This window comes from Paractinoplanes aksuensis (assembly GCF_024137025.1).
Classification (GTDB): Bacteria; Actinomycetota; Actinomycetes; order Mycobacteriales; family Micromonosporaceae; genus Actinoplanes; species Actinoplanes aksuensis.
Window position 1 is genome coordinate 337816 of sequence record NZ_JAMYJR010000002.1, and the last position, 22825, is coordinate 360640.

Genomic DNA, 22825 nt, shown 5'->3' on the forward strand with positions numbered 1-22825 from the left:
CGGACGACCATAATACAAACGACCGCTTGTGCAAAGCTATGTTTGTGAAACCGCGCCGATGATGACCTCGTGCGCGAGGACGGCCTCCGGCTTCCCGTCCCAATCTCCGTACGAAAAAGAAAGCTGGAACCCGGCCTCCTGGACGGACCGACGCAGGGTTTCGGCGTCGCGGAAGGCGAGCACGTCGCGGGTGGAGGTCAGCTCGCCGGTGCGCGTGTTGCGGGTGAACGTGTCGTAGGCGACCAGCGGCAGCGTGACCTCGGCCGTCTCGTGCCAGAACTCGACCGGGCCGTCCGGGGTGCCCACGGTGCGCAGCGTCGCCTCCCGGGACCAGCGCTCCCAGGACCGGGCCGACGGATTGCGCGACTCGAAGGCCAGCGTGCCGCCGGGAACCAGCGCCCGGTGCAGATCGCGCAGCGTACGCGACCAGACGGCATCGTGGCGGAACACCTGGGCCACATGCCCGGACATCACCGCGAAGTCGGCCGAGCCGGGATCGGCGCAGTCGCTGAAGCCGAGCCGCCAGTCGACGGCGCCGGACCTGCGGCCGGCCTCCCGCACCATGGCCGGATCGGGGTCGATGCCGACGACGCGCAAACCGCGGGCGGCCAGCAACCGGGCGAGCGTTCCGGTGCCGCAGCCGAGATCCAGCGCGCTCGTGGCGCCGAGCTCGACGGCCAGCGCGGTGTAGAAGCGGTAGTCGTGGTCGGCCGGGTTGAGTTCGTCGTACGCGGCGGCGAAGTCGAGAGCCATGCGTGCAGTCAGCCCGGCCCGGGACAGGCACGCAACGCGATTACGCGCGATAGGCTGCCACCCTGTGATCACTGTTGCCGGGCCCGACGACCGCCGGGGTGTGCTCGAGGCTCTCGTCGCGGCGTTCGTGAAAGATCCCGCGTTGCGTCACGTGTTCCCCGACGACGACACCTACCCGCGGTACGCGGAGGCGTTCTTCGGCGCCTGCTTCGACAAGCGCGTCGATCGGCGCACGGTCTGGACGATCCAGGGTGGCGCCGCCACGGCCATGTGGGAGCCGCCGGGTGTGCCTGCCACCGACGACGGCCTGGACGCCGTCCTGCCGGCCGACGCTTTGGCGCGGGTCCGGGCGTACGACCGGGCTGTGCACGACGCCCTGCCGAGCGAACCCTTCTGGTACCTCGGCGTGCTCGGCACCCACCCCGACCACACCGGCCGCCGCTGGGCCCAGGCCGTCATGCACGCGGGCCTCGACCGGGCGGCCGCCGACGCCCTGCCCGCCGTCCTCGAGACCAGCAACCCGGCCAACGTCGACTTCTACCGCCGAGCCGGCTGGCGCGTGACCGGCGAGATCGCCGCCCCGCTCCCCATCTGGATCATGCAGCGCTGACATGACGGATCGCGTTGCCGCGCTGGTGCCGCCGGGAGCGGCCCGCGTGGCCGTCGACGGGGTGGACGGGGTCGGGAAGACCACGTTCGCCGCTGAGCTGGCCGGGGCGCTGCGGGACAGCGGGCGGGACGTCGTCCAGGTGTCGGCCGACGACTTTCATCAGCCGCGGGCGGTTCGGTACCGGCGGGGGCGGCAGTCGCCGGAGGGGTTCTGGCTGGACAGTTACGACTATCCGGCGTTGCGGCGCAACGTGCTGGACCCGCTGGGGCCCGGCGGTGATCGCCGCTTCCGCCCGGCCGGGCACGATCTGCGTACGGACGCAATTCTGGATCTTGACTGGCGGAGCGCGCCGAGGGACGCGGTGCTGATCGTGGACGGGCTGTTCCTGCACCGCGACGAGTTGCGGGGGTGCTGGGAGTTCACGATCTTCCTGGACGCGCCGTTCGAGGTGACAGTGCCGCGGATGGCCGCGCGCGACGGCTCGCACCCGGATCCGAACCATCCGAGCCTGGCCCGGTACGTCGGTGGGCAGCGCCTCTACTTCGCCGCGTGCCGGCCGCAGGAGCGCGCCGACGTGCTGATCGACCACTCGGATCCGGCCGCCCCCAAAATTCTTCGGTGTTGATGTAGAAATCCGTGGGGCGGCCCCGTTCTGGGGGTGAGAGCCAGAACGAGGACGGGAGACAGCGATGCCGAAGTACCTGCTGATCGTGGACCACCGGCCCGGCGTGGTCGAGACGCCGATGGACGAGTGGAAGCCGGACGACGTCAAGGCCCACATGGACTACTACGGGGCACTGCGCGAGGAACTGCTCGACAGCGGCGAGCTGGTCGACCAGCAGGCGCTGACCGGGCCCGAGTTCGCCAAGCAGGTCACCAGCGACGGCGGCGCACCCGTGGTCACCGACGGCGTGTTCCCCGAGTCCAAAGAGATGCTGGCCGGGTTCCAGCTGGTCGAGGTGGCCGACGAGCAGCGCGCCTTCGAGATCGCCGCGCGGGTCTCCGCCGTGCCGGGGCCGGGCGGGGTGCCGTTGCAACAGCCCATCGGCGTACGCCGGGTGATGGAGGCGGCCGACTTCGAAGCTCTGCAGTCCGAGCGGTGATCGCCCTGCTGCGCGACCTGGCGCCGCAGGTGGTCGCGGTGCTCACCCACCGCTTCGGTGACTTCGAGTCGGCCGAGGACGCGGTGCAGGAGGCGCTGCTGGCCGCGGCCACCCGCTGGCCGGTGGACGGCACGCCGGAGAACCCGCGGGGCTGGCTCATCCAGACCGCGCAGCGCAAACTGCTCGACCAGCTGCGCGGCGACCAGGCCCGGCGGCGGCGCGAGGTTCTGACGGCGATGCGCGAGCCGACCGGTCCGGCCGTCGAGCGGGACGACACGCTCGACGTGCTGTTCCTGTGCTGCCATCCGGCGCTGAGCGACACGTCGGCCGTGGCGCTGACGTTGCGGGCGGTCGGCGGGCTGAGCACCGGGGAGATCGCGCGGGCGTTCCTCGTACCGGAAAAGACCATGGGTCAGCGGATCAGCCGGGCCAAGCAGCAGATCCGGGCGGCGGGCTCCTCGTTCGGCGGGGAGCCCCGGCTCGGGGCGGCGCTGCGGGTGCTCTATCTGATCTTCAACGAGGGCTACACGGCCGTTCACCGGGTCGAGCTGGCGGCCGAAGCGATCCGGCTGACCCGCATGGTGCATGAGCGGCTGCCCGAGGACGGCGAAGTGGCCGGGCTGCTCGCGTTGATGCTGCTCACCGATGCGCGCCGCCCGGCCCGCACCGCGGCCGGGGGTGACCTGGTGCCGCTGGCCGAGCAGGACCGGACGCTGTGGGACGCGGATCGGATCAAGGAGGGCACGGCGATCGTGGACGCCGCGTTCCGGCGCGGCCGGGTCGGCGAGTACCAGCTGCAGGCGGCCGTCGCGGCCCTGCACGACCGGGCCACCTCGGTCGAGCAGACCGACTGGCCACAGATCGCCGCCCTGTACGGAGTGCTCGAAAAGGTCACGCAGAGCCCGGTCGTGACCTTGAACCGGGCCATCGCGGTCGCCATGATCGACGGCCCGGCGGCCGGGCTGGCCCTGGTCGACACCCTGGACCTGCCCGGGCACCGGGTCGCGGCCACCCGCGGGCACCTGCTCGAACTGGCCGGTGACCCCGCGGGCGCGGTGGCGCAGTACCGGCTGGCCGCGGCGGCGACGGCCGGCGAACCCGAGAAGCGCTACCTGACGATCCGGGCCGCCACCTTGACCTTGACCCTCGGGGAAGGCCGAGGGTGACTCGTGCCGGTCGCGGTGACCGGCACGAGGAGGATGTCGCCGTGGGACTGCTGACGATCGGGGCGTTCGCCCGCGCGGTGGGGCTGACGCCGAAGGCGCTGCGGCTCTACGACGAGCTGGGCGTGCTCGCGCCGGCCGCGGTCGACGCGGAGTCGGGCTACCGGTTCTACGACCCGGCCCAGGTTGCGCACGCCCGGCTGGTCGCCCAGTTACGCGAGATCGGGATGCCGCTGGCTGAGATCCGCGAGGTGTGCGCGCTGCCGCCCGCGGCGGCAGCGCACGCCGTGGCCGGGTTCTGGCAGCAGGTCAGCGCCGACACGGCGGCCCGGGCCCGGCTGACGTCCGCCCTCGTCGAGCATCTGTCGGGGAAGGACACCACCATGAACGACTTCCAGTTCGCCGCGGCCGTCGACCAGGGCCTCGTGCGCACGAGCAACGAGGATCAGGCGTACGCCGGTGATCAGCTCGTAGCCGTGGCCGACGGTGCGGGCGGAAAGTTCGGGGCGGCGGCCGCGGCGGCCGCCATCGAGGCGCTGAAGCCGTTGGAGGCCACGGCCGGCCCCGGCGTCTCCCTGCTGACGGCGCTGGCCTCGGCCGTCACGGACGCCGACCGGACCGTACGGAAGCTGAGCCCCGACGACGAGCCGGTGACCACGCTGACCGCGTTGCTGCGGCGCGGGTCGCAGCTCGCGCTCGTGCACATCGGCGACACCCGCGCCTATCTGCTGCGCAACGGCGACCTGACCCTGCTGACCCAGGACCACACGTGGGTCCGGACCCAGATCGACCAGGGCAAGCTGACCTCGGCCGAGGCGGCCGCGCACCCCCAGCGGGCCCTGCTCGTGCGGGCCCTGGGCTGGGGCGAGGGCGTCGAGGCCGATCTGGCACTGCGTACGGCGATGCCCGGCGACCGCTACCTGCTGTGCTCGGACGGCCTGTCCACGGTGGTGCCGCGCGACGAGCTGCATTCGGTGCTCGCCTCGGCGCCCAGCCCGGACGACGCCGTCGCGCAGCTGATCGCCGCCGCCCGCGCCGCCGGCGGGCCGGACAACATCGCGTGCGCGGCATACTTCAGCGCTGCTTAAGTGTCGGCGAGCAGAATTAAATAGACCTTACCCGTACGCGTTGAGACCGTGACCGCATGACTCCGAGCGGCCTCTACGTCCCGTTGATCACCCCGTTCGCCCCCGACGGCACCGTCGACCTGCCCGCCCTGGAACGCCTGGCGGCCGACGTGCTCGACGCCGGCGCGAGCGGGGTGGTCGCCCTCGGCACCACCGCCGAACCGTCCTGCCTGACGGCGTCCGAACGCGCATCCGTCCTGGACCTGCTGACGAACGTGTGCCGCGGCGCCCAGCTGATCGTCGGCGCCAACGACGCGGCCACCCTGCAGGCGGTGCCCGCCTCGGCCGCGGCGGCGCTCACGCTGGTGCCACCGTTCGTCCGCCCCGGCGCGGACGGGGTGATCGCCCACCTGACCGCCCTGGCCGCGGCGAGCCCGGTGCCGCTGGTGATCTATCACGTGCCGTACCGCACCGCCCAGCCCTTGCCGGCCGAGGCCATCCGCCGGCTGGCCGCCGTCCCCGGCGTGGCCGGCATGAAGCTGGCCGTCGGCGGCATCGACACCGACACGATGGAGCTGATGGCCGACCCACCGCCGGACTTCGCCATCCTCGGCGGCGACGACATCTTCATCTCACCGCTGCTCGCCCTGGGCGCCCACGGCGGCATCCTGGCCTCGGCCCACGTGGCCACGGCCGACTACGCCACCCTGACCCGCTCGTGGGAGCCCGCTCTCGGCCACCGGCTGGCCCGTTTGTCGGCGGCGCTGTTCGCCGAGCCCAACCCCACGGTCATCAAGGGCGTGCTGCACGCCCAGGGCCGCATCGCCACCCCCGACGTCCGTTTGCCCCTGCTACCCGCCGCTCCGCAATCGGTCCGGACCGCCGATCACAGGTCACGCATGACCCGGACCACCTTCCAGCCAGACCTGGCAGGACCCGAAGTCCAGATGCCGCCACCGGCGCCGTGACGTGTCGTAGCGGGCCTTCGTCGTCTGCGAGCACGGGCAGACCAGCCGCCGGCGGCGTCGCCGCAGACCGATGATCAGGCCCTGATCAGTGAAAGCCACCGTGTGCACCAACGCGCCGGGCAGCCGAAGAAGGCGATTGAACGCCGTGGTGATCCGCACGCTGAGTTCAACGACAGGTGATCAACCCCAGGTCCAATGCGGATCGAACGTCTCTGATCGAAGTGGGTAAGGATCACTGTTATGACCCCTCAACGACCGCTGGCCCTGGTGACGGGCGCATCCGCCGGTATCGGCTACGCCCTGGCCGGTCAAGCCGCCCGGCACGGCCACGACGTCATCATCACCGGCGCCAGCCCCCGCGTGCATGATTCAGCCGCCCGCCTCACCGAAGCGACCGGTGCTCAGGTGACACCGGTGCAGTCCGACCTGCGCACCCCCGAAGGCGTCGATCAGGTCTGGGCCGCCGTCACCAGCAGCGGACGGCCCCTGGCGATCGCCATGCTCAACGCCGGCGTCAGCCTCGGCGGCGCCGCGTTCGTCGACACCGACCTCGACGACGAACTCAACGAGATCCAGCTCAACGTCATCTCCCAGGTCCGGCTGGCCAAGCCCATCGCCCGTGACATGGTCGCCCGCCGCACCGGCCGGATCCTGTTCACCAGCTCGCTGTCCGCAACCACACCAACGCCTTACGAGACCATCTACGGACCGACCCGCGCCTTCGTCTACTCCTTCGCCCAATCCCTGCGACAGGAACTGCTCGACAGCGGCGTCACCGTCACCGCCCTGCTGCCCGGCGCCACCGCCACCGAGTTCCACGAACGCGCCGGCATGGGCGGCACCCACTTCGGCGACAACTCCTGGAAGAACGACCCCGAACTCGTCGCCCGTAAAGGCTTCGACGGGCTCATGGCCGGACGCGACCACGTCATCGGCGGCGACCGCGCCACCTGGCGCGCCGCCATCCGCCAGCGAATCCTGCCCGAACGCATCAAAGCCGCCCAGTTCGCCAAGGCTTCACGACCGCGCTGACTGCGACAACCCAGGTCAGGCTGCGGAACCCGCCTGCGCCCACGGAAACCCGAGGAGTCGCTCATATGTTCGACTGGACCCGCCGATCATCGAGAGTCGAGGCGCGGTCCGGCCCGCTGGGCTCAGCCAAGACATCTACGAGTCCGGCCCGCTGTGGACAACTCGCGAGTGGACCTGAGGCACCTGTGGACAACTGAGAACCGGTCGCTGGGAAATCGAGTACGGTTCCCACCAATTCCCTTTGGGTGGGCGGGGGAGGCGGTGGCACAGGCGCAGGAGAGCGCGTGAGCTCGAGGACGCGAGACTTGGAAGGCCGCGAATCCCGATCAACCGCGGGCAGGGAAGCTGGATCGAGTCAGGCCGGCCAGGGCTGGTCGGTCTCGACGGGCACCGTGTAGTCGACGCCGGGGATGTCGAAGCCGTAAAGGGCGCGGAACTGGCCGCGGAACCACGGGATGTCGGCGAGCTGGTCGACGTTGGCCGGGGTGAGGGCGGACCAGCGGTCGGCCACCGCGGCCTGGACGGCCGGGTCGAGTTCCCAGCGGTCGAGGCGGATGCGGCCCTCCGGGTCCAGGTCGAGCGGGGCGGCGCCGGTCAGCTGGTCCCACAGCTGCACCGACTGCTCCAGCGGGGAGACCATCCGCTCCCCCAGCACGCCGCGCAGCAGGCTGACGTACAGGGCGATCCCTGGGATGGCCGTCGAGGCCTGGGTGACGGCGGCGCCGTTGACCGACGTGAACGCTCGGCCGCCGACCGCAGCCAACTGCTTCGTCAGGGCGGCGGCCGTGTTCTCCAGGTCGACCTTGGCGGCGCCGATCGTGCCGTCGCGGTAGATGGCTGAGGTCAGCCGGGAGCCGATGTAGGACAGGGCCACCGTGGTGAAGCCGTCGTGGAGCAGGCCGCGGGACTGCAGGGCCGCGACCCACCACGACCAGTCCTCGCCGCCCATCACCTTGACCGTGGCTGCGGCCTCGTCGTCGGTGGCGGGGGTGACCGTGACCTCGCGCAGCTCGGCGACGCCGTCGCGGTCGAACTCGAGGGTGCGGGTCGTGTGCTCGGCCCCCAGCGGTTTGATCACCGACTGGTAGGTGGGGCCGCGGCGCGGGGCGGCCACACTGTAGATCAGGTGGTCGAGGCGGCCGAAGCGGTCGGCGATCAGGTCGAGCGCCTGCTGCTTGGTGGTGTCGGCGAAGGCGTCGGCGTTGAGAAACGTGAACGACGGCGACAGGGCGGCGGTGGCGATCGTGCGGTACCAGCCGGCCGTGGCCGTGCGGCGGCCCGGCGGGCGTTCGAACGCGATGCCGACGCCCTCGATGCCGTAGCGGGCCAGTCCGGCCACCGTGGCCGCCAGGCCGTAGCCCGCACTCGAACCGATGACCAGGGCGGTCCGGCGGCGCTCCGGCGTGCGGGTCTCGCCGAGTTGCTCGCGCAGGTCGGCCACGGTGCGGAAGCAGCCGGCGGGGTGCGCGTCGATCAGCAGGAAGCCCCGCCCGGAGGGGCTCACGACACGTTCGGTCAACGGACGACCCGGTACCAGATGCTGGGGATCGGGCCGGCCGTCGAGGAGATCTCCTCGAGCGCGGCGCCGGGCCCGCGGAACAGCGGGACGCCGTCGCCCAGCAGGACGGGGGCCACGAAGACCAGGATCTCGTCGAGCAGACCGGCGGTCAGGCACTGGGTGGCCACGTCGGCGCCGAGCACGTTGACGTAGCGGTCGCCGGCCGCGGCCCGGGCCGCGGTCACCGCCTCGCCCAGGTCGCTGAGGAACGTCGTGTCGGGGACCACGCGGTCCGGCGGGTTGTGGGTCAGCACGAACTGCGGGCCCGACCACAGGCCACCGAAGGCGCCTTCGCTGTCGGTGCCGGCGTTGGGGTCGTCGCCGAAGAACGTGCGGGCCCCGCACACCAGGGAACCGATCTGCTGCCACAGGCCGTCGGCGACCTCGTGCGGGCCGGTGTCGGGCAGGGCGGCCATCCAGCTCATGTCGCCGCCGGGGCCGGCGATGAAGCCGTCCACCGACATGGTCGCCGAGTAGAGGAGCTTCGCCATCATCGCCGCCGGCGGCCGACCAGGACGGCGCCCGCGCCCAGGAGCAGCAGCAGCGCGCCGCCGGCCAGCAGCGGCATCGTGGCCGCGCCGGTGATCGGCAGGTCGCCGCCACCACCGCCACCGCTGCCGTCACCGGGGGTGGGCGAGGCCGTCGGGGTCGGCGTCGACGAGGCGGGCGGGTTCAGGCCGGTCAGGTCGGCCACGTAGCTGGTCTTGTCGTTGTCCTCGTTGATCGGGTTGAGGAACCACTCGCTGTACGCGAAGTTGGACGGCGAGTCGTAGACGTACAGCTCGACCGGAACCTTGGTGCCGCGCCACTTCGAGTTCGCGGCGATCGGCACCGTGCGCTTGACCTCGGTCTCCTGCCCGGGCGCGAGCGCCTTCCGGACCGTGCACTGGTTCTTGCCGGAGGTGAACCGGCAGGTCGCGCCCGGCCCGACGCCGGTGCCGTGCCAGTTGATGACCGAGAACGTCTCGTGGAAGGTGAACTTGGTCGTCGTCTGGGGGCCGTAGTTGCGCAGCACGACCGTGTAGGTGACGGCGTCCTCGGCGACGGCCAGGTCCTTCACCGCGATGCCCATGTCGGCCGACCCGGCCACGGTGTTCACCCACGTGCGGGTGTTGTCGACGGTCCAGTCGTCCTCGCCGCCGGCGACGTTCATCTTCAGGGTGAAGGGCAGCTTCGTGCCGAGCGGCGTGTCCTCACCGACCCGCAGTTCGATCGGGAAATTCAGCGGCGTGAAGCTGCCGTCGGGCACCGGCCCGGCGTGGCGGCAGGTCAGCAGCGAGTCCACCACCTCGCACGGTCCGGAGCTGTCGCCGTCGCCGGGGGCGTAGGTGACACCGGCCGGAATGGTGAGCGTGATGCTCAGCCGGGACGGGTCGAGCGGCGAGGTGTCCCCGCCCGTGGTCGAGGCGAAGCCGCGCAGGTTGACCTTCCACACGTAGCCCTGCGGGAACTCGGCCGGGATGTTGAACTCGTTGAGCCCCGAATGAACGGGCTCGGCGGCGGCCTGGGCGGGGGTCACGGCGGCGCCCGCGAGAACGAACGCGAGGCCGAGCACGCTGGCGATACGGCGGAGGATCACGGCGGGAGAGTAACAAGACCTTCCGCCGTACGCTGCCCTTGCTCAGATTTTGCGACGCCGCCCCACCAACAGGGCGAACGCCCCCACCGCCAGCAGCGTCAGCCCGGCCACCGCGACTCCCCCAGCCGGTGTGCCGGTGATCGGCAGGCCGACGCCCGGCGCCGGCGCACCCGTGGGCGGGCCGGCGGGGACCGAAGGCGATGGAGATGCAAGAGGCAGGGAAACCGTGAGGCTCGCCTTGTCGTTGGTGGCGTCGAAGACCGGGTGGATCCAGGTCGACCCGACGAAGTCGGACGGCGAGTCGAACACGTCGAGGGCCAGCGTCACCGTAGTGCCCCGCAGCGGCGAGCCGGCCGGGATCGGCACGGTCCACCGGACCTCGTAGTCGTCGCCCGGCGCGAGCGGCGACCGCACCGTGCACTGGTTCTTGCCCGAGGTGTTGCGGCAGGTCAGCCCCGGCTTGGCACTCACGCCCCGGCCCGGCCAGCGCGGCCCGTACGCATGGGTCTCGTGGAACGTGAACTTGTCGGTCGTCATCGGACCGTTGTTGTGCACGACCACGGTGTACGCGACGTCGTCCTCGCCCACAGCCAGGTCCTTCACCGACAGGCCGAGGTCGGCGCCCGCCCCGACCCTGCTCTGCCGCAGCGTGGTGATCGGGCTGTTGGGCAGCCCGTCGGCCGAGACCACCAGCTTGAACGGCAGCGGCGTGCCGACCGGGGTGCCGTCGGCCACCCGCAGCTTGACCACCCACGGGAACAGCCAGGGCTCGGTGGGACTGACCCGGGTGACCCGGCACGTCAGCTCGACGCCGTCCTGCTCGCAGGGGCCGGCCTGCTCACGCCCCTCCGACAGCTCGCCCGGACCGTCGTAGCTGACGCTCGGCGGCAGCGTGAGCACGGCCCGCACCAGCGACGCGTCGGCCTCGCCACCGATGAACTGGGCCCCGAACCCCTGCTGGTACGAGTAGCCGGACGCCATCTCGGGCGAGAACGTGCCCGCATAGCTGGACAGTTCGGCGGCGGCGGCGTGAGCCGGGGTCACGGCGGCGGTGACCAGGGTCGACGCGAGGCCGAGGGTGCACAGGAGTCGGCGCGCAATCACCGGCGCACGGTAGCAACCCGACCGGCCCGGCCCGGCCGGAATCCGATTTGGTGCTAATTCCGGATGGTGCAACCGGCGCGCTCCCGAGTTTCGGGGTCATGACAGCGGCGTTACGTTCCGGCCATGGCGATGAAAGCGCTTTCAAAGGCGACCATCTATCAGGTCGCCCAGCTTGCGGGCGTCTCGATCGCCACCGTGTCGCGGGCTCTGCGCGACTCCGAACTGGTCACCGCCGAGACCCGGGAACGGGTCCAGGCGGCCGCGCGGCAGCTCAACTTCACCCCCAGCCGGCCCGCCCGCTCGCTGGCCGAGGGCCGGCACGCGGCCAACGGCATCGTCTTCCCCGACCTGGTCGGGCCCTACTACGCCGAGGTGGTGCTGGGCTACGAGGCGGCCGCGGCCGCTTCCGGCAGCAGCGTGCTGATCCTGGCCACCAACGGACGCCGGGACGCGGCAGCCGCCGTCCGCGACCTGGCCGGGCGGGTCGACGGGCTGACCGTGATGGGCCGCACGGTCGACGACGAGGTGGTGGCCGGGATCGCCGGCACCGGGCTGCCCGTGGTGCTGCTGGCCCGCGACCCGGTCGACGGGGTGGACACCGTGCGGGCCGGCAACACCGGGACGGCCCGGGCTCTGGCCGAACACCTGGTCGGGCACGGCCACCGGAGGCTCACGTTCCTGGGCGACCCGGACGACTCGCCCGACGTCGCCGGTCGCTACGCCGGCGTGCGGGCCGGCGCGAAAGGCGCGCGTCTGACCCTCGTACGCGGGAAGGGTCTGGACCTGGAATCGGGCCGCCGCGCCGCGGCGCCCCTGCTGACCGCCGACAAACCCGACGCCGTGATCTGCGCGAACGACGAGGTGGCGCTGGGCGTGCTGCTGGCCGCGGCCGACCTGGGCCTGCGGGTGCCCGAGGACCTGGCCGTGACCGGCTGGGACGACCTGCTCGCGGCCCGGTTCGCCGGCCTGACCACCGTGCGGCAGCCGATGCGCGAACTCGGCGCGACGGCCGCCCACTGGCTCCACAAACGCATAACCGAAGAGAACCGGACAGCCGCCCGCCGCCGGGTCCTCGCCACCGAAGTGGTGATCCGCGGCAGTTGCGGCGCGCACGAGGAGGTGCATCCATGAGGAAGAAATGGCTGGCCGTGGCGACCTGCGCGGCCCTGGCAGCGAGCGTGACCGCGGGCTGCGGCCGCGACGACAGCGGCGGCGGCGACACGGCCGAAGCGGTGGAGGAAGGCAAGGCCACCGGCGAGATCACGGTGTGGGCGATGGGCACCGAGGGCGAGAAGCTGAGCGAGTTCGCGAAGGCCTTCACCACCGAGAACCCGGACGCCAAGGTCACTGTGACCGCGGTGCCGTGGGACTCGGCCCAGCAGAAGATCTCGAGCGCGATCGCGGCCAAGGCGACGCCGGACGTGTCGATGATCGGCACGACCATGCAGGGTGAATTCGCCAAGACCGGCGCGCTCGACCCGACCCCGACCGACCTGTTCCGGAAGGACTCGTTCTTCCCGGGCGCCTGGGACACCACCGTCGTCGACGACACGTCGTACGGGATTCCCTGGTACGTCGAGACGCGCGGCCTGTTCTACCGGACCGACCTGGCCGAGAAGGCCGGGTTCCCGGACGGCCCGAAGACGTGGGACGAGTTGACCGCGTTCGCCCAGGCCATGAAGGACAAGGCCGGCGCCAAGTGGGGCATCAACCTGCAGCCCGGCAAGACCGGCAGCTGGCAGACGATCCTGCCGTTCGGCTGGTCCAACGGCGCCGCCATCGAGGCCGACGGCAAGTGGACGTTCGACACCCCGCAGATGACCGAGGCGCTGACCTACTACCAGTCGTTCTTCAAGGACAAGCTGTCCCCGGACGACCTGCCGCAGGGCGCGCTCGAGCCCGCCTTCGCCAAGGGCGAGATCGCCTCTTTCATCTCCGGGCCGTGGCACGTCGGCATCCTCAACGAGCAGGGCGCCAAGGGGAAGTTCGCGGTGGCGCCGTTGCCGGCCAAGCAGTCGTCGACCTCCTTCATCGGCGGCAGCAACCTGGCCGTGTTCAAGGACGCCAAGAACCGGGACGCGGCCTGGAAGTTCCTGGCCTGGCTGAGCAAGCCCGACGTCCAGGTCAAGTGGTATCAGGCCGTGAGCGACCTGCCCGCCGTGCAGTCGGCGTGGGACGACCCGGCGCTCGCCAGTGATCCGAACCTGAAGGTGTTCGGGACGGCGCTCGAGTCGGCGAAGGCGCCGCCGTCGTTCCCGACCTGGACCCAGCTGGCCGCGACGTTCGACGTCGAGGCCGAGAAGGTGTGCGTGGGCGGGGCCGACCCCGCGGCCGCGCTGAAGGCGGTGCAGAGCCAGGCCGAATCCATCGGCACCGGCTCGTGACCGCCCTGCTGACGCGGCCTTCCCAGGAGGGCCGCGTCGCCCCCGTCCGCAAAAGGAAGCGGAAATGGGCCGGCTGGGCCTTCGCGGCCCCGTTCACGGTGCTGTTCCTGGTGTTCGCGCTGCTGCCCGTGGTCGCCTCGCTCGTCATGAGTGTCACCGACATGCGAGCAACCGATTTGCGTACGCCGCTGTCGGTGAACTTCGTGGGCCTGGACAACTACACGCGGCTGTTCTCCGACGACCTGTTCGTCCGATCGGCGATCAACACGCTCGTCTTCGTCGGGCTCGGCGTGCCGCTGACCATCGTGGCCGCCATGGCCGCCGCCAACGGGCTGAACTCGGGTCTGATCCGGTTCCGGGCGCTGTTCCGGGTCGGCTTCTACCTGCCCGTGGTGACCAGCATCGTGGCCATCGCGGTCATCTGGCGGTTCCTGCTCGACCCCGAGGCGGGCCTGGTCAACAACCTGCTCGCCCAGATCGGGATCACCGGGCCGAACTGGCTCGGCGACACCAGCACCTCGCTGGGCTCGATCATCGTGATGGCGGCCTGGCGCAACTTCGGTTCGCTGATGGTCATCTTCCTGGCGGCTCTGCAGGGCATTCCCACCGACCTGTACGAGGCCGCGCGGCTCGACGGCGCGGGCCGGTGGCAGCAGTTCCGGCGGATCACGCTGCCGCTGATGCGCCCGGCCCTGCTGTTCGGCGCGGTCATCACCGGCATCGGCTACCTGCAGCTGTTCGAGGAGCCGCTGGTCATGACCCAGGGCGGGCCGCTCAGCTCGACGCTGTCGGTCAGCTACCACATCTACAACCAGTTCGGGTTCGGCAACTACGGCTACGCCGCGGCCGCCTCGTACGTGCTGTTCGTGGCCATCGTCGCCCTGTCCGTGCTGCAGTTCCGGCTGCTGGGGAACCGTGATGACTAGAGACCGCATCGCTCGCACAAGTTTGTATCTAGTTTTGGTGGCCGGCCTTCTGGTGGTGGTCGGGCCGTTCCTGTGGATGCTGCTGTCGTCGTTCAAGACCGAGGCCGAGATCCGCTCGGTGCCGCCGACCTGGTGGCCGTCCACGTGGTCGCCGGCCAACTACCGCGACCTGTTCGACCGGCTCGACTTCCCGCAGTACTTCGCCAACTCGGCCATCGTGGCCGTGCTGGTGACCGCGGGCAACCTGCTGTTCTGCTCGCTGCTCGGGTACGCGCTGGCCAAGCTCGACTTCCCCGGGCGCAAGGCGCTGTTCCTGGTCGTGCTGGGCATGCTGATGGTGCCGGGCATGGTGACCTTCGTCCCGCAGTTCGTGCTCGTGTCGAACATGGGACTGGCCAATTCGTACGCCGGACTGGTGTTGCCCTTCCTGGCCGGGCCCTTCGGCGTGTTCCTGATGCGCCAGTTCCTGCTGGCGATCCCGGACGACCTGATCGAGGCGGCCCGGGTCGACGGGGCCGGCGAGTGGCGGATCTTCTGGCGGGTCGTGCTGCCGCTGTGCAAGCCGGCCCTGGCCACGCTGGGGATCCTCACCTTCCTGAGCTCGTGGAACAACTTCCTGTGGCCGCTGGTGGTGGCCACGACCGACGACAAGTACACGCTGCCGGTGGCGCTCGCGCTGTACGCCATCGGGCAGAACCGCATCTACTACGGCCTGCTGCTCGCGGGCGCGGTCGTGGTGGTGCTGCCCGTCCTGATCGTCTTCCTGGCGCTGCAGCGGCATTTCATGCGCGGCATCGCCACCACCGGACTCAAGTAGGGGCTTCTCTCATGCGAAGACTGCTCGTGCCTCTGTTGGCCCTCGTGATGATCGTCAGTGGAACCCAGGTGGCGCAGGCCGCGCCCGACCCGCTGCGTACCTATGCCGCGGACACCTGGAAGTCCCTCGTAGCCATGACCGACCCGGCGACCGGGCTCGTGGCCGACAACATCCCGGGAGATCTGTCCGCTCCGGATGCTTACACGTCGCCGACCAATATCGGCGGCTACATGTGGTCGGCCCTGGTCGCCCAGAAGCTCGGCCTGATCTCCTCGCGCGAAGCAACATCGCGCGTCTCCCGGACGCTCGACACGTTGGCGACTCTGCGCCATCACAACGAATCGGGCATGTTCTACAACTGGTACGACCCGCACACCGGGGCGGTGCTGACCGTGCTGCCGGACGGCACGGCGGTGACGCCGTTCCTGTCCAGCGTCGACAACGGGTGGCTGGCCGCGGCGCTGCAGGTCGTGCAGGGCGGTTTCCCGTCGCTGCGGGCCAAGGCGGCCCGAGTGCTCGACCGGATGGACTTCGGGTTCTACTTCAACCCGGCCGCCGTCTCCCCCATCGGCACCCGCGGGCTGATCCGCGGCGGCTTCTGGGACACCCAGCCCACCGGCTGTTCCGTCGCTCAGGACGGCGTCTGGTTCACCTGCAACCACTACGACATCACCGTGACCGAGCCTCGGATGGCCACGTATCTGGGCATCGGCTCGGGGCAGATCCCGGCCACGGCGTATTTCGACACCATGCGCACGCTGCCCGACAACTGCGACTACTCGTGGCAGGAGATGCAACCGCAGGGCTTCACGACCACGCACCTCGGCCGGCAGGTCTATGAGGGCTCGTACCGGTATCGGGGCATCACTTTTGTGCCGTCGTGGGGTGGCGACATGTTCGAGGCGCTGATGCCCGATCTGTTCGTGCCCGAGGCGAAGTGGGGGCCGCGGAGCTGGGGCCGCAACCACCCGGCGACGGTGGCAGCGCAGATCGAGCACGGGCTCAACGACGCCAGGTACGGCTACTGGGGCTTCTCGCCCGCGTCGAACCCGTTCGGCGGGTACGGGGTGTACGGCGTGGACGCCATGGGCATGGACACCGACGGCTACCCGTCCGATGTCGAGGGCGGCAAGTACGACGCCGGGTTCGGCGACTGCCGTCCGGCCGGGCCGCCCGCCGTCTACGGCGATGGCGTGGTCACGCCGCACGCGGCTTTCCTGGCCTTGCCGTACGCACCCAAGCCGGTTCTTCAGAATCTGGCGAAGATCAAAAAGGACCTGGGTGCGTACGGACCGGGAGGGTTCTACGACGCGGTGGCGGTGCGCTCGGGAACGGTGGCGAAGCGGTATCTCTCGCTCGACCAGTCAATGATCATGGGCGCGCTGGGTAACTACCTCGCTCAGGACGTGATCAAGAAGGCGTTCGTGACGCCGCGGTTCGAGCGGGCGGTCAAGCCGCTGCTGGCCCGCGAGACGTTCAACGTGCCGGCCGGGCAACGACTGCCGCAACTGGGAGGTCGATGAATGACGATCGAGGACCAGGCCCGATCCCGCTGGGCGACGCTGATGGGCGGCGGCGGGGCCCAGGACCGTACGCCGGGCCGGCCGCAGGAGTCGTCGCTGCCCGCACCGACCGGGGTCTTCGCGGTCAGCGGCCGGGGCGTGGTCACCGTGTCGTGGGACGCGGTGCCCGGCGCCATCGGCTACGCGGTGCACCGGGCCGACGCGGCCGACGGCCCGTTCGAGGTCGTCGACCACGGCGGCGGGGACGTCCTGGCCGTGCCGCACGGCCCGTACGCGGACACCACCGCCGGGCGTGGCGGCTGGTACGCGGTGGCCGCCCTCGAGACGGTGACCGCGCTCGGCCCGATCTCGACCCCGGTCCCCGCCGTGGACATCTCGCAGCCACCCATGGTGACCGTCAACGTCGGCGCCGACCCCACGCCGCTACCGCGGGTGTGGGAGGCGATGGTCGGCTCGGAACACCTGTCGCACCTGCTCTCGACCGAGGTCACCGGCGGGCGGCTGATCGGTGAGGAGCTGACCGAGGCGCTCCGCCGCGTGCACGACGAACTGGGCGTACGCACGGTCCGCGCGCACCACATCCTCGGTGACGACGTGGGTGTCTACCGCGAGGTCGACGGCGAGCCGGTGCACGACTTCAGCCGGGTCGACCGGATCTACGACGCCGTCCGCGAGCTCGGCCTGACCCCGGTCGTCGAGTTCGGGTACATGCCCCGCGACCTGGCCCGCGACCCGTCGCGGACGGTCTTCACGTATCAGGGGATCATCTCGCCGCCGCGGGACTGGGACCGCTGGTACGAGCTGATCCGGGCCTTCACCGCGCACGTGGTCGAGCGGTACGGCCTCGACGAGGTGCGCTCGCGGTGGTGGTTCGAGGTGTGGAACGAGGCCAACCTCTCGGTGTTCTGGTCCGGCACGGCCGAGGAGTACTGGCAGCTGTACGAGGTCACGGCGCGGGCGGTCCGGTCCGTCGACCCCGGTCTGCGGGTCGGTGGCCCGGCCACGGCCGCGGTCGGCTGGGTCGAGGACACCCCGGACACGGCCGACTTCGTGTCGACCCACGTGTACGGGACGCTGCCGCTCGACCTGCGCCCGCTGGCCGGCGACCGCCCGCTGCTGTGGACCGAGTGGGGGGTCACGGCCACCCACGGCCACCCGGTCAACGACTCCGTGTTCGCAGCGGCGTTCCTGCTCAAGGGCATGCAGTCGGCGGCCGGGCGGATCGACGCGCTCGCGCCGTGGGTGGCCAGCGACCACTTCGAGGAGCTGGGCCGCCCGCAACGGCTGTTCCACGGCGGGTTCGGGCTGCTGACCGTGGGCAACCTGGCCAAGCCGAAGTTCTGGGCGCTGGCCCTGGCGGCCAGGCTCGGGCCCGAGGAGTTGCCGGTGGCGCTGTCCGGCGACGGTGCGAACAGCCTGGTCACGGCATGGGCGTCGCGCTACGAGGACGGCGGGACCGGGGTGCTGCTGGTCAACAGCACCCTCGACCAGAGCCGGGCCACGGGCGACCCGCACCTGCACCGCACGGTGGTGCTGCGGCCGGGTCTGACCGCGCCGCACCGCCTGCGGATGTGGCGGGTCGACGAGACCCACGGCAACCTGGCCGCTCAATTCGACGGCGACTGGCCGACGCCGGCGCAGTGGGAGGAGCTGGCCGAGCAGGACAAGCTCGACGAGTCGGAGCCGGCCCGCCGGGTCGCGCCCGGCGAGGACGTGACCCTGGAAGTGCCCAGCCCGGGCATCGTGTTCCTGGAGTTCCGCCCTACTCCGACCAGGACCGGGTGACCGCCAGGTTCTCCTGCCACCGGCGGCGGGCGGCGGTGGGCCCGGTGCGGAAGCGCTCGACGAAGCTTTCGCACCGGGCCACGGCCGCCTGCTTCCGGCGCGCCCACGAGGGCCGGACGCCGTACCCGGCGAACAGCTCACCGAGGTCGGCCACGGCCCGCGGGTGATGCCGACGCACGATCCACTCGCACCAGGCGACGTCCTCGATGCGGTCGCCCGGGTGGGCCCACTCCCAGTCGAGCAGCCCGGTCACCCGGAACGTGTCCTGGTCGAACAGCATGTTGTTGGGGCCGAAGTCGCCATGGACGACGACCCAGCCGGTGCCGGCGGCGGTGCCGGGGAAGACGCGGCCGACGTCGACCTGCTGCAGGCGGCGCAGCAGCTCGCCGCACGAGCGCAGCACGGGACGGGCCAGGCCCTCGTCGATCAGGTCCTGGCCGTGCAGGCCGGGGAGCTGCTCGAGTTCGAGGGCGCCCTCCGGGGTGCCGAGGACGGCCGGCACGGGGAAGCCGGCCGGGAGTCGTTCGAGGACGCTCAGCTCGGTCCCGCGGCGCAGCACCTCGTCGATGCCGCCCTGGTACCGCTTGAGCACGACGTTCCCGTCGCCGCGGGTGTCGTTCGTGTACCCGTGCCGCAGTGGCCGCACCGCCCCTCCCCTCCTTGCCGGGCGATCCTACGACCCGCGCCTACCGCCTTCCTCCCACGCCCACGCCGCCGCTCGTTCCCGGCGAGCTTTCGCGGGGCGATCCGCGCGCCCCGCTCCGGCTCCGCACCGCGTTCGTGCCGCCCGACCCCTGAGCGATGCGGTCCGGCTCTACACGCCGGTCGGGCCCTGGGCGATGCGGTCCGCGGCGACGGCCGGACCGCCGCGCCAGTAGCCGAACGCCTCGATCCACCAGGTGAGACCAGCCTTGGCGTACGGAGCGGTCTGTTCCACGGCCGTGGCCGCGTCGGTGGCACCCTCCAGCACGAAGTCGTACGGCTGGTTCACCAAGCGCTGATGCCGGGCCGACTCCTCCCGCACGTAAGCGACGGTGGCGGCGAACTCTTCGAGGGGAACGTTGCGATCGCGCTGATGCTCGTAGAGCGGCATGGCGCCGTCGAAGCGGGCGGCCCGACGCAGGCCGGGACGGTTCGGCCACATCCCACCGCACCAGATCGGGATGCGACCGGCGCCCCACTCGGCCCACAAGTCGATGAGCTGCTCGATCCCCTCGTCGAGAGCCCGTCCCCGGGTACGCGGGTCAGCGTCAAGCCCGAAGTCCGTGAACTCGCGATCGAGCGACCCGATGATCGGCAACACCGTGAGCCGGCCCCCGGACAACACGTTGAGGGCAGCCGTCTCCTGCGCTACATCCTGAACCGGCCGCCGCGGCAGCACGACGGTGACGATGATCCGCACCCGCTCGGTCCGGGCCGCGATCGCCGACGCGGCCACCACCGTGTTCGTCACCGGCCAGTCCGGCTCGTGATAGAGCAGGTGGTCCCACAGATGCACGCCGTCCCAGCCGTGCCGCTCAGCCGCAACGCCCAACTCGACCAGCCGGCGCACGTCCCCGAACGCCCCGACGGTCGGCAACCCCACGGCGTACTTCAATCCCATCCCCCGCACCCTACTGACCACCCGCCGACCCACAGCAGCCCGAGCGCCGAACCCGCTCAGACCACACGCCCGGTCACCCCTCCGGGCCGGCCGACACTCGGCCGGGGCACAGGCGGCCGGTCGGCGCTCACTCCGCAGCGCGACCACTTGAAGCCGACCAGCGGCGGGACCGAGGCGTGTGCGCGGGCTGAACAACCCGCGGATGCCGGTCACTCAGACCGTAGGCCGCCGTTCCGGGCCGACCGGCGCTCTGGGCCGACCGGGGCTCTGGGCCGACCGGCGCTCGGACGGCGGCGTGCGGGCGCAGGGCGGCGCTCCAACCGCAGCCGGAGCGGAGCGCTCGGACGACGGCGTGCGTGGCGCTGGAACCGCGGCGGGTGCGGGGGCGTCAGTCGGTGGGGCCGGGGCCGGCGGGGTTCCAGGCGCGGCGGCGGCCGGAGCGGACGACGACGGCCACGATGCCGAGCAGCAGCACGACGCCGGCGCCGATGGCGGCGAACAATAAGGCGTTGCGCTGGGACTGGTCGCGCCGGGCGGCCAGCGCCACCGCGGCCGGGTCGTTGGCGCCCACCCGCTCGGGCGCCGGCTCGGCGCGGCCCTCGGTGTCGAGCGTCGCGGTGAGCGCCCGATACGGATTGAGCGCCCCCCGCCCGTACTCGGGACTGGACGGCCCACCGGGGACCGGGTCGGCCGTGGCCACGATCCGCTGGCGCACCTGGGCCGGCGTGATCGCCGGGAAGCGCTGCTTGAGCAGGGCCGCCGTCGCCGACACGAACGGCGTGGCGAAGCTCGTGCCGCTGACCGTGGTGTGCCCCGACACCCGGTTGGCCGCGGTGACGGGCTCGCCGATCGCCACCAGGTCGACGTAGGTGCCGCGCTGGGAGAACGACGCCCGGACGCCGCTGCTGGTGATCGCCCCGACCCCGATCACCCCCGAGTACTTCGCCGGGAACGGGTCGGGGTTGCCGTCCTCGGGCCTGCCCTTGTTGCCGACCGCCGCCACCACGACGACGCCGGCCGCGATCGCCCGGGCCACCGCGGCCTGCACCGCATCGTTGTCCTCGGTCATCACCAGCGAGAGGTTGATCACGTCGGCCTCGCCCTCGTCGACCGCCCAGTCGATCGCGTCGGCGAACTGGGCCGGGGACCCGCGGTCGCCCACCACGTCGTCGCCGATCTCGAGCTGCTCGCTGATCCGCACCGGGACGATGACCGCGTCGGGGGCCAGCCCCTGGAACCCGGTATCGGTCGCCGGCGAGGCCCCGATGATGCTCGCGACCGCGGTGCCGTGCCCGGCGCAATCCTGCCGCCCGGAATCCTCACCGTGCAGGAAGTCGGCGCCCTGCTCGACCCGTCCGCGCAGCTGGGGATGCTCGGCGTCGACCCCGGAGTCGATCACGGCGACCCGCACCCCCGCGCCCGTGGCGAACCCGGCCAGCCGCTTGGGGTCGTACACCTGATCCTCGGTCGGCACCCCCGCGGCGACCGGCGCCGCCGCACCCGGCTGCTCACAGATGACGGCCGCGCGGGCCGGCGCGGGGACCGTCAGCACCGCGGCGAGAACCACCACGGCGGCGACCAGCCGACGCCTGCCCATCGAGCACCTCCGAAGCCTGTGGCAACGATTCGCATGGATGGTATCGAGGGGGTGCGACAGTTCCTGTTGTGCGTTCAGCTTCCACACAGTTAGGTTGTGGGCACCATCTGCGGCGCCGTGAGAGAAACCGGTGGGAATCCGGTGCGGTCGCGCCACTGTGAACGAGGGCCCCGGCCTTCGTGAGTCAGGACGCTCACCCGTCGCAGCCTGTCATTCGGGACGCGTCATCCCGCAAGGAGGTTCCTGCCATGCCCAAGGCCACGACCGCAGGCCACGTGAGCACCCCCGCTGTCTCTCCGCGGCTGCTCTGGACGGCTCTCGCCGTTGTCGCATTCATGCTGCTGATCACCTATCTGGTCGCGTTCGACCAGGGTGCGGTGTCGCAGAGCGGCATGTACCTGCACGAGCTCATGCACGACGGTCGCCACCTGCTCGGCGTCCCGTGCCACTGACCGACGGTTCGAAGGCGCCCACGTTCGGCGCCCTGCTGCTCCGGGGCCTGCTCGCAGGTCTCATCGCCGGTCTGCTGGCCGGCTTCTTCTCGTACGGCTTCGGCGAGCCCAAGGTCGACGCAGCCATCGCCATCGAGGAGGCGGCCGCACCGGCCCCCGCCGCCGACGCCGGCCCCGAGGAGGAACCGCTCGTCAGCCGCGACGGCCAGAAGGGCGGGCTGTTCCTGGCCACCGGCCTGTACGGCGCGGCCATGGGCGGACTGCTCGCCGTCGCGTACACGCTGCTGCGCCGCCGCCTGCGCACGCCGAGCGACACCCGCGCGGCCCTGAGCCTGGCCGGCGCGGCCCTGCTCGGGGTGGTGCTGGTCCCGTACGTCAAATATCCGCCGAACCCACCGGCCGTCGGCGACCCCGAGACGATCAACCAGAGAACGATCAGCTACCTGGCCATCGTGGTCATCGGGCTGGTCGCGGTCTGGGCCGCCGTGGTGGCGCAACGCACCCAGCCCACCGAGTGGCGCAAAGCGGCGGCCGCCGTGCTCGGCTTCCTGGTCGTCGTGGTGATCGGGTACGCGCTGCTGCCCAACATCAACGAGGTGCCCGAGACGTTCCCGCCCGACCTGCTGTGGTCGTTCCGGCTGGCCTCGCTCGGCACCCAGGCTGTGCTGTGGGTCGTGCTCGGCATTGCGTTCGCCGCGCTGCTGTCGCTGGGCCGCCGACCGGCCGGCCGGCCCGAGCGGGAGTTTGTCGCCACCGCCTGACCGGCGGGCATCGCTTGATCGAAGGTGCGCGTCGTCCTCG

Annotated in this window: 23 protein-coding genes and 1 riboswitch; of the genes, 15 read left to right on the forward strand and 8 right to left on the reverse strand. The window is 71.4% G+C overall.

The window, feature by feature from the left end:
• Window positions 1-36: 36 nt before the first annotated feature.
• Window positions 37-753, reverse strand: coding sequence for a class I SAM-dependent DNA methyltransferase (locus M1L60_RS03580; RefSeq protein ID WP_253235802.1), 717 nt, complete (start codon window positions 751-753; stop codon window positions 37-39).
• A gap of 64 nt (window positions 754-817) precedes the next feature.
• Between M1L60_RS03580 and M1L60_RS03585 the strand changes: the two genes are divergently transcribed.
• The 7 genes from M1L60_RS03585 (at window position 818) to M1L60_RS03615 (ending at window position 6696) form a co-directional block, all read left to right on the forward strand.
• Complete coding sequence (locus M1L60_RS03585; protein ID WP_253235803.1) at window positions 818-1363, forward strand: GNAT family N-acetyltransferase; 546 nt, start codon at window positions 818-820, stop codon at window positions 1361-1363.
• A 1-nt stretch (window position 1364) separates the two neighbouring features.
• Window positions 1365-1988, forward strand: a complete 624-nt coding sequence (locus M1L60_RS03590; RefSeq protein WP_253235804.1) for a nucleoside/nucleotide kinase family protein — start codon at window positions 1365-1367, stop codon at window positions 1986-1988.
• A 64-nt stretch (window positions 1989-2052) separates the two neighbouring features.
• Window positions 2053-2466 carry a YciI family protein gene (locus M1L60_RS03595; RefSeq protein WP_253235805.1) on the forward strand — a complete coding sequence of 138 codons (414 nt, stop codon included), beginning with the start codon at window positions 2053-2055 and terminating at the stop codon, window positions 2464-2466.
• Window positions 2463-3632, forward strand: a complete 1170-nt coding sequence (locus M1L60_RS03600; protein ID WP_253235806.1) for an RNA polymerase sigma factor — start codon at window positions 2463-2465, stop codon at window positions 3630-3632. Before M1L60_RS03595 ends, M1L60_RS03600 begins: the two co-directional genes overlap by 4 nt.
• A gap of 41 nt (window positions 3633-3673) precedes the next feature.
• Window positions 3674-4717: a MerR family transcriptional regulator gene (locus tag M1L60_RS03605; protein WP_253235807.1), complete on the forward strand. Its 1044-nt coding sequence runs from the start codon at window positions 3674-3676 to the stop codon at window positions 4715-4717.
• A 56-nt stretch (window positions 4718-4773) separates the two neighbouring features.
• The gene (locus M1L60_RS03610) at window positions 4774-5664 is read left to right on the forward strand and encodes a dihydrodipicolinate synthase family protein (RefSeq protein WP_253235808.1); all 891 of its coding nucleotides are present in this window, start codon (window positions 4774-4776) and stop codon (window positions 5662-5664) included.
• 240 nt (window positions 5665-5904) lie between these two features.
• Window positions 5905-6696 carry an SDR family NAD(P)-dependent oxidoreductase gene (locus M1L60_RS03615; protein WP_253235809.1) on the forward strand — a complete coding sequence of 264 codons (792 nt, stop codon included), beginning with the start codon at window positions 5905-5907 and terminating at the stop codon, window positions 6694-6696.
• Between the two features lie 355 nt (window positions 6697-7051).
• On the opposite strand, the gene fabV is transcribed toward M1L60_RS03615, so the two are convergent.
• From fabV to M1L60_RS03635, 4 genes are read right to left on the reverse strand one after another with little or no spacing between them, the layout of a single operon-like run.
• Entirely contained in the window at window positions 7052-8215 is a 1164-nt protein-coding gene (gene fabV / locus M1L60_RS03620) for an enoyl-[acyl-carrier-protein] reductase FabV (RefSeq protein WP_253235810.1), read from the reverse strand.
• Entirely contained in the window at window positions 8212-8745 is a 534-nt protein-coding gene (locus tag M1L60_RS03625; RefSeq protein WP_253235811.1) for a dihydrofolate reductase family protein, read from the reverse strand. The genes fabV and M1L60_RS03625 overlap by 4 nt, the downstream gene beginning before the upstream one ends.
• The gene (locus tag M1L60_RS03630; protein WP_253235812.1) at window positions 8745-9833 is read right to left on the reverse strand and encodes an LPXTG cell wall anchor domain-containing protein; all 1089 of its coding nucleotides are present in this window, start codon (window positions 9831-9833) and stop codon (window positions 8745-8747) included. The genes M1L60_RS03625 and M1L60_RS03630 overlap by 1 nt, the downstream gene beginning before the upstream one ends.
• A gap of 42 nt (window positions 9834-9875) precedes the next feature.
• A complete protein-coding gene (locus tag M1L60_RS03635; RefSeq protein WP_253235813.1) occupies window positions 9876-10937 on the reverse strand; it encodes a hypothetical protein in 1062 nt (353 codons plus the stop codon).
• 129 nt (window positions 10938-11066) lie between these two features.
• Between M1L60_RS03635 and M1L60_RS03640 the strand changes: the two genes are divergently transcribed.
• The 6 genes from M1L60_RS03640 to M1L60_RS03665 are packed head-to-tail and all read left to right on the forward strand — an operon-like array spanning window position 11067 to window position 18372.
• A complete protein-coding gene (locus M1L60_RS03640) occupies window positions 11067-12068 on the forward strand; it encodes a LacI family DNA-binding transcriptional regulator (RefSeq protein WP_253235814.1) in 1002 nt (333 codons plus the stop codon).
• Window positions 12065-13321, forward strand: coding sequence for a sugar ABC transporter substrate-binding protein (locus M1L60_RS03645; RefSeq protein WP_253235815.1), 1257 nt, complete (start codon window positions 12065-12067; stop codon window positions 13319-13321). Before M1L60_RS03640 ends, M1L60_RS03645 begins: the two co-directional genes overlap by 4 nt.
• Window positions 13318-14247, forward strand: coding sequence for a carbohydrate ABC transporter permease (locus M1L60_RS03650; protein ID WP_253235816.1), 930 nt, complete (start codon window positions 13318-13320; stop codon window positions 14245-14247). The genes M1L60_RS03645 and M1L60_RS03650 overlap by 4 nt, the downstream gene beginning before the upstream one ends.
• Before the next feature lie 37 nt (window positions 14248-14284).
• A complete protein-coding gene (locus M1L60_RS03655) occupies window positions 14285-15064 on the forward strand; it encodes a carbohydrate ABC transporter permease (RefSeq protein ID WP_253235817.1) in 780 nt (259 codons plus the stop codon).
• Between the two features lie 26 nt (window positions 15065-15090).
• Entirely contained in the window at window positions 15091-16587 is a 1497-nt protein-coding gene (locus tag M1L60_RS03660) for a glucoamylase family protein (protein ID WP_253235818.1), read from the forward strand.
• Complete coding sequence (locus tag M1L60_RS03665) at window positions 16588-18372, forward strand: GH39 family glycosyl hydrolase (protein ID WP_253235819.1); 1785 nt, start codon at window positions 16588-16590, stop codon at window positions 18370-18372.
• Here M1L60_RS03665 and M1L60_RS03670 read toward each other — a convergent pair.
• The 3 genes from M1L60_RS03670 to mycP all read right to left on the reverse strand — a co-directional run bounded on the left by M1L60_RS03670 (window position 18350) and on the right by mycP (window position 21572).
• Window positions 18350-19018, reverse strand: a complete 669-nt coding sequence (locus tag M1L60_RS03670) for a phosphotransferase family protein (protein WP_253235820.1) — start codon at window positions 19016-19018, stop codon at window positions 18350-18352. The two genes, M1L60_RS03665 and M1L60_RS03670, sit on opposite strands and share 23 nt — an antisense overlap.
• Before the next feature lie 168 nt (window positions 19019-19186).
• The gene (locus tag M1L60_RS03675; protein WP_253235821.1) at window positions 19187-19975 is read right to left on the reverse strand and encodes an LLM class flavin-dependent oxidoreductase; all 789 of its coding nucleotides are present in this window, start codon (window positions 19973-19975) and stop codon (window positions 19187-19189) included.
• A 388-nt stretch (window positions 19976-20363) separates the two neighbouring features.
• Window positions 20364-21572 (reverse strand): type VII secretion-associated serine protease mycosin, encoded by a 1209-nt coding sequence (mycP, locus tag M1L60_RS03680; protein WP_253235822.1) that lies wholly within the window; start codon window positions 21570-21572, stop codon window positions 20364-20366.
• Between the two features lie 80 nt (window positions 21573-21652).
• A riboswitch (cobalamin riboswitch) is annotated at window positions 21653-21786 on the forward strand.
• A gap of 34 nt (window positions 21787-21820) precedes the next feature.
• Here mycP and M1L60_RS03685 point away from each other — a divergent pair.
• Together M1L60_RS03685 and M1L60_RS03690 are read left to right on the forward strand one after the other, a co-directional pair.
• Window positions 21821-22024: a CbtB domain-containing protein gene (locus M1L60_RS03685; RefSeq protein WP_253235823.1), complete on the forward strand. Its 204-nt coding sequence runs from the start codon at window positions 21821-21823 to the stop codon at window positions 22022-22024.
• Window positions 22015-22785, forward strand: coding sequence for a CbtA family protein (locus M1L60_RS03690; protein ID WP_253235824.1), 771 nt, complete (start codon window positions 22015-22017; stop codon window positions 22783-22785). The genes M1L60_RS03685 and M1L60_RS03690 overlap by 10 nt, the downstream gene beginning before the upstream one ends.
• Window positions 22786-22825 lie beyond the last annotated feature (40 nt).

Bases quoted from the DNA above. Each gene is read 5' to 3' on its own strand.
- M1L60_RS03580 (WP_253235802.1), bottom strand. From the start codon at position 753: ATGGCTCTCGACTTCGCCGCCGCGTACGACGAACTCAACCCGGCCGAC.
- M1L60_RS03590 (WP_253235804.1), top strand. From the start codon at position 1,365: ATGACGGATCGCGTTGCCGCGCTGGTGCCGCCGGGAGCGGCCCGCGTG.
- M1L60_RS03595 (WP_253235805.1), top strand. From the start codon at position 2,053: ATGCCGAAGTACCTGCTGATCGTGGACCACCGGCCCGGCGTGGTCGAG.
- M1L60_RS03610 (WP_253235808.1), top strand. From the start codon at position 4,774: ATGACTCCGAGCGGCCTCTACGTCCCGTTGATCACCCCGTTCGCCCCC.
- M1L60_RS03615 (WP_253235809.1), top strand. From the start codon at position 5,905: ATGACCCCTCAACGACCGCTGGCCCTGGTGACGGGCGCATCCGCCGGT.
- M1L60_RS03625 (WP_253235811.1), bottom strand. From the start codon at position 8,745: ATGGCGAAGCTCCTCTACTCGGCGACCATGTCGGTGGACGGCTTCATC.
- M1L60_RS03640 (WP_253235814.1), top strand. From the start codon at position 11,067: ATGAAAGCGCTTTCAAAGGCGACCATCTATCAGGTCGCCCAGCTTGCG.
- M1L60_RS03645 (WP_253235815.1), top strand. From the start codon at position 12,065: ATGAGGAAGAAATGGCTGGCCGTGGCGACCTGCGCGGCCCTGGCAGCG.
- M1L60_RS03665 (WP_253235819.1), top strand. From the start codon at position 16,588: ATGACGATCGAGGACCAGGCCCGATCCCGCTGGGCGACGCTGATGGGC.
- M1L60_RS03675 (WP_253235821.1), bottom strand. From the start codon at position 19,975: ATGGGATTGAAGTACGCCGTGGGGTTGCCGACCGTCGGGGCGTTCGGG.
- mycP (WP_253235822.1), bottom strand. From the start codon at position 21,572: ATGGGCAGGCGTCGGCTGGTCGCCGCCGTGGTGGTTCTCGCCGCGGTG.
- M1L60_RS03685 (WP_253235823.1), top strand. From the start codon at position 21,821: ATGCCCAAGGCCACGACCGCAGGCCACGTGAGCACCCCCGCTGTCTCT.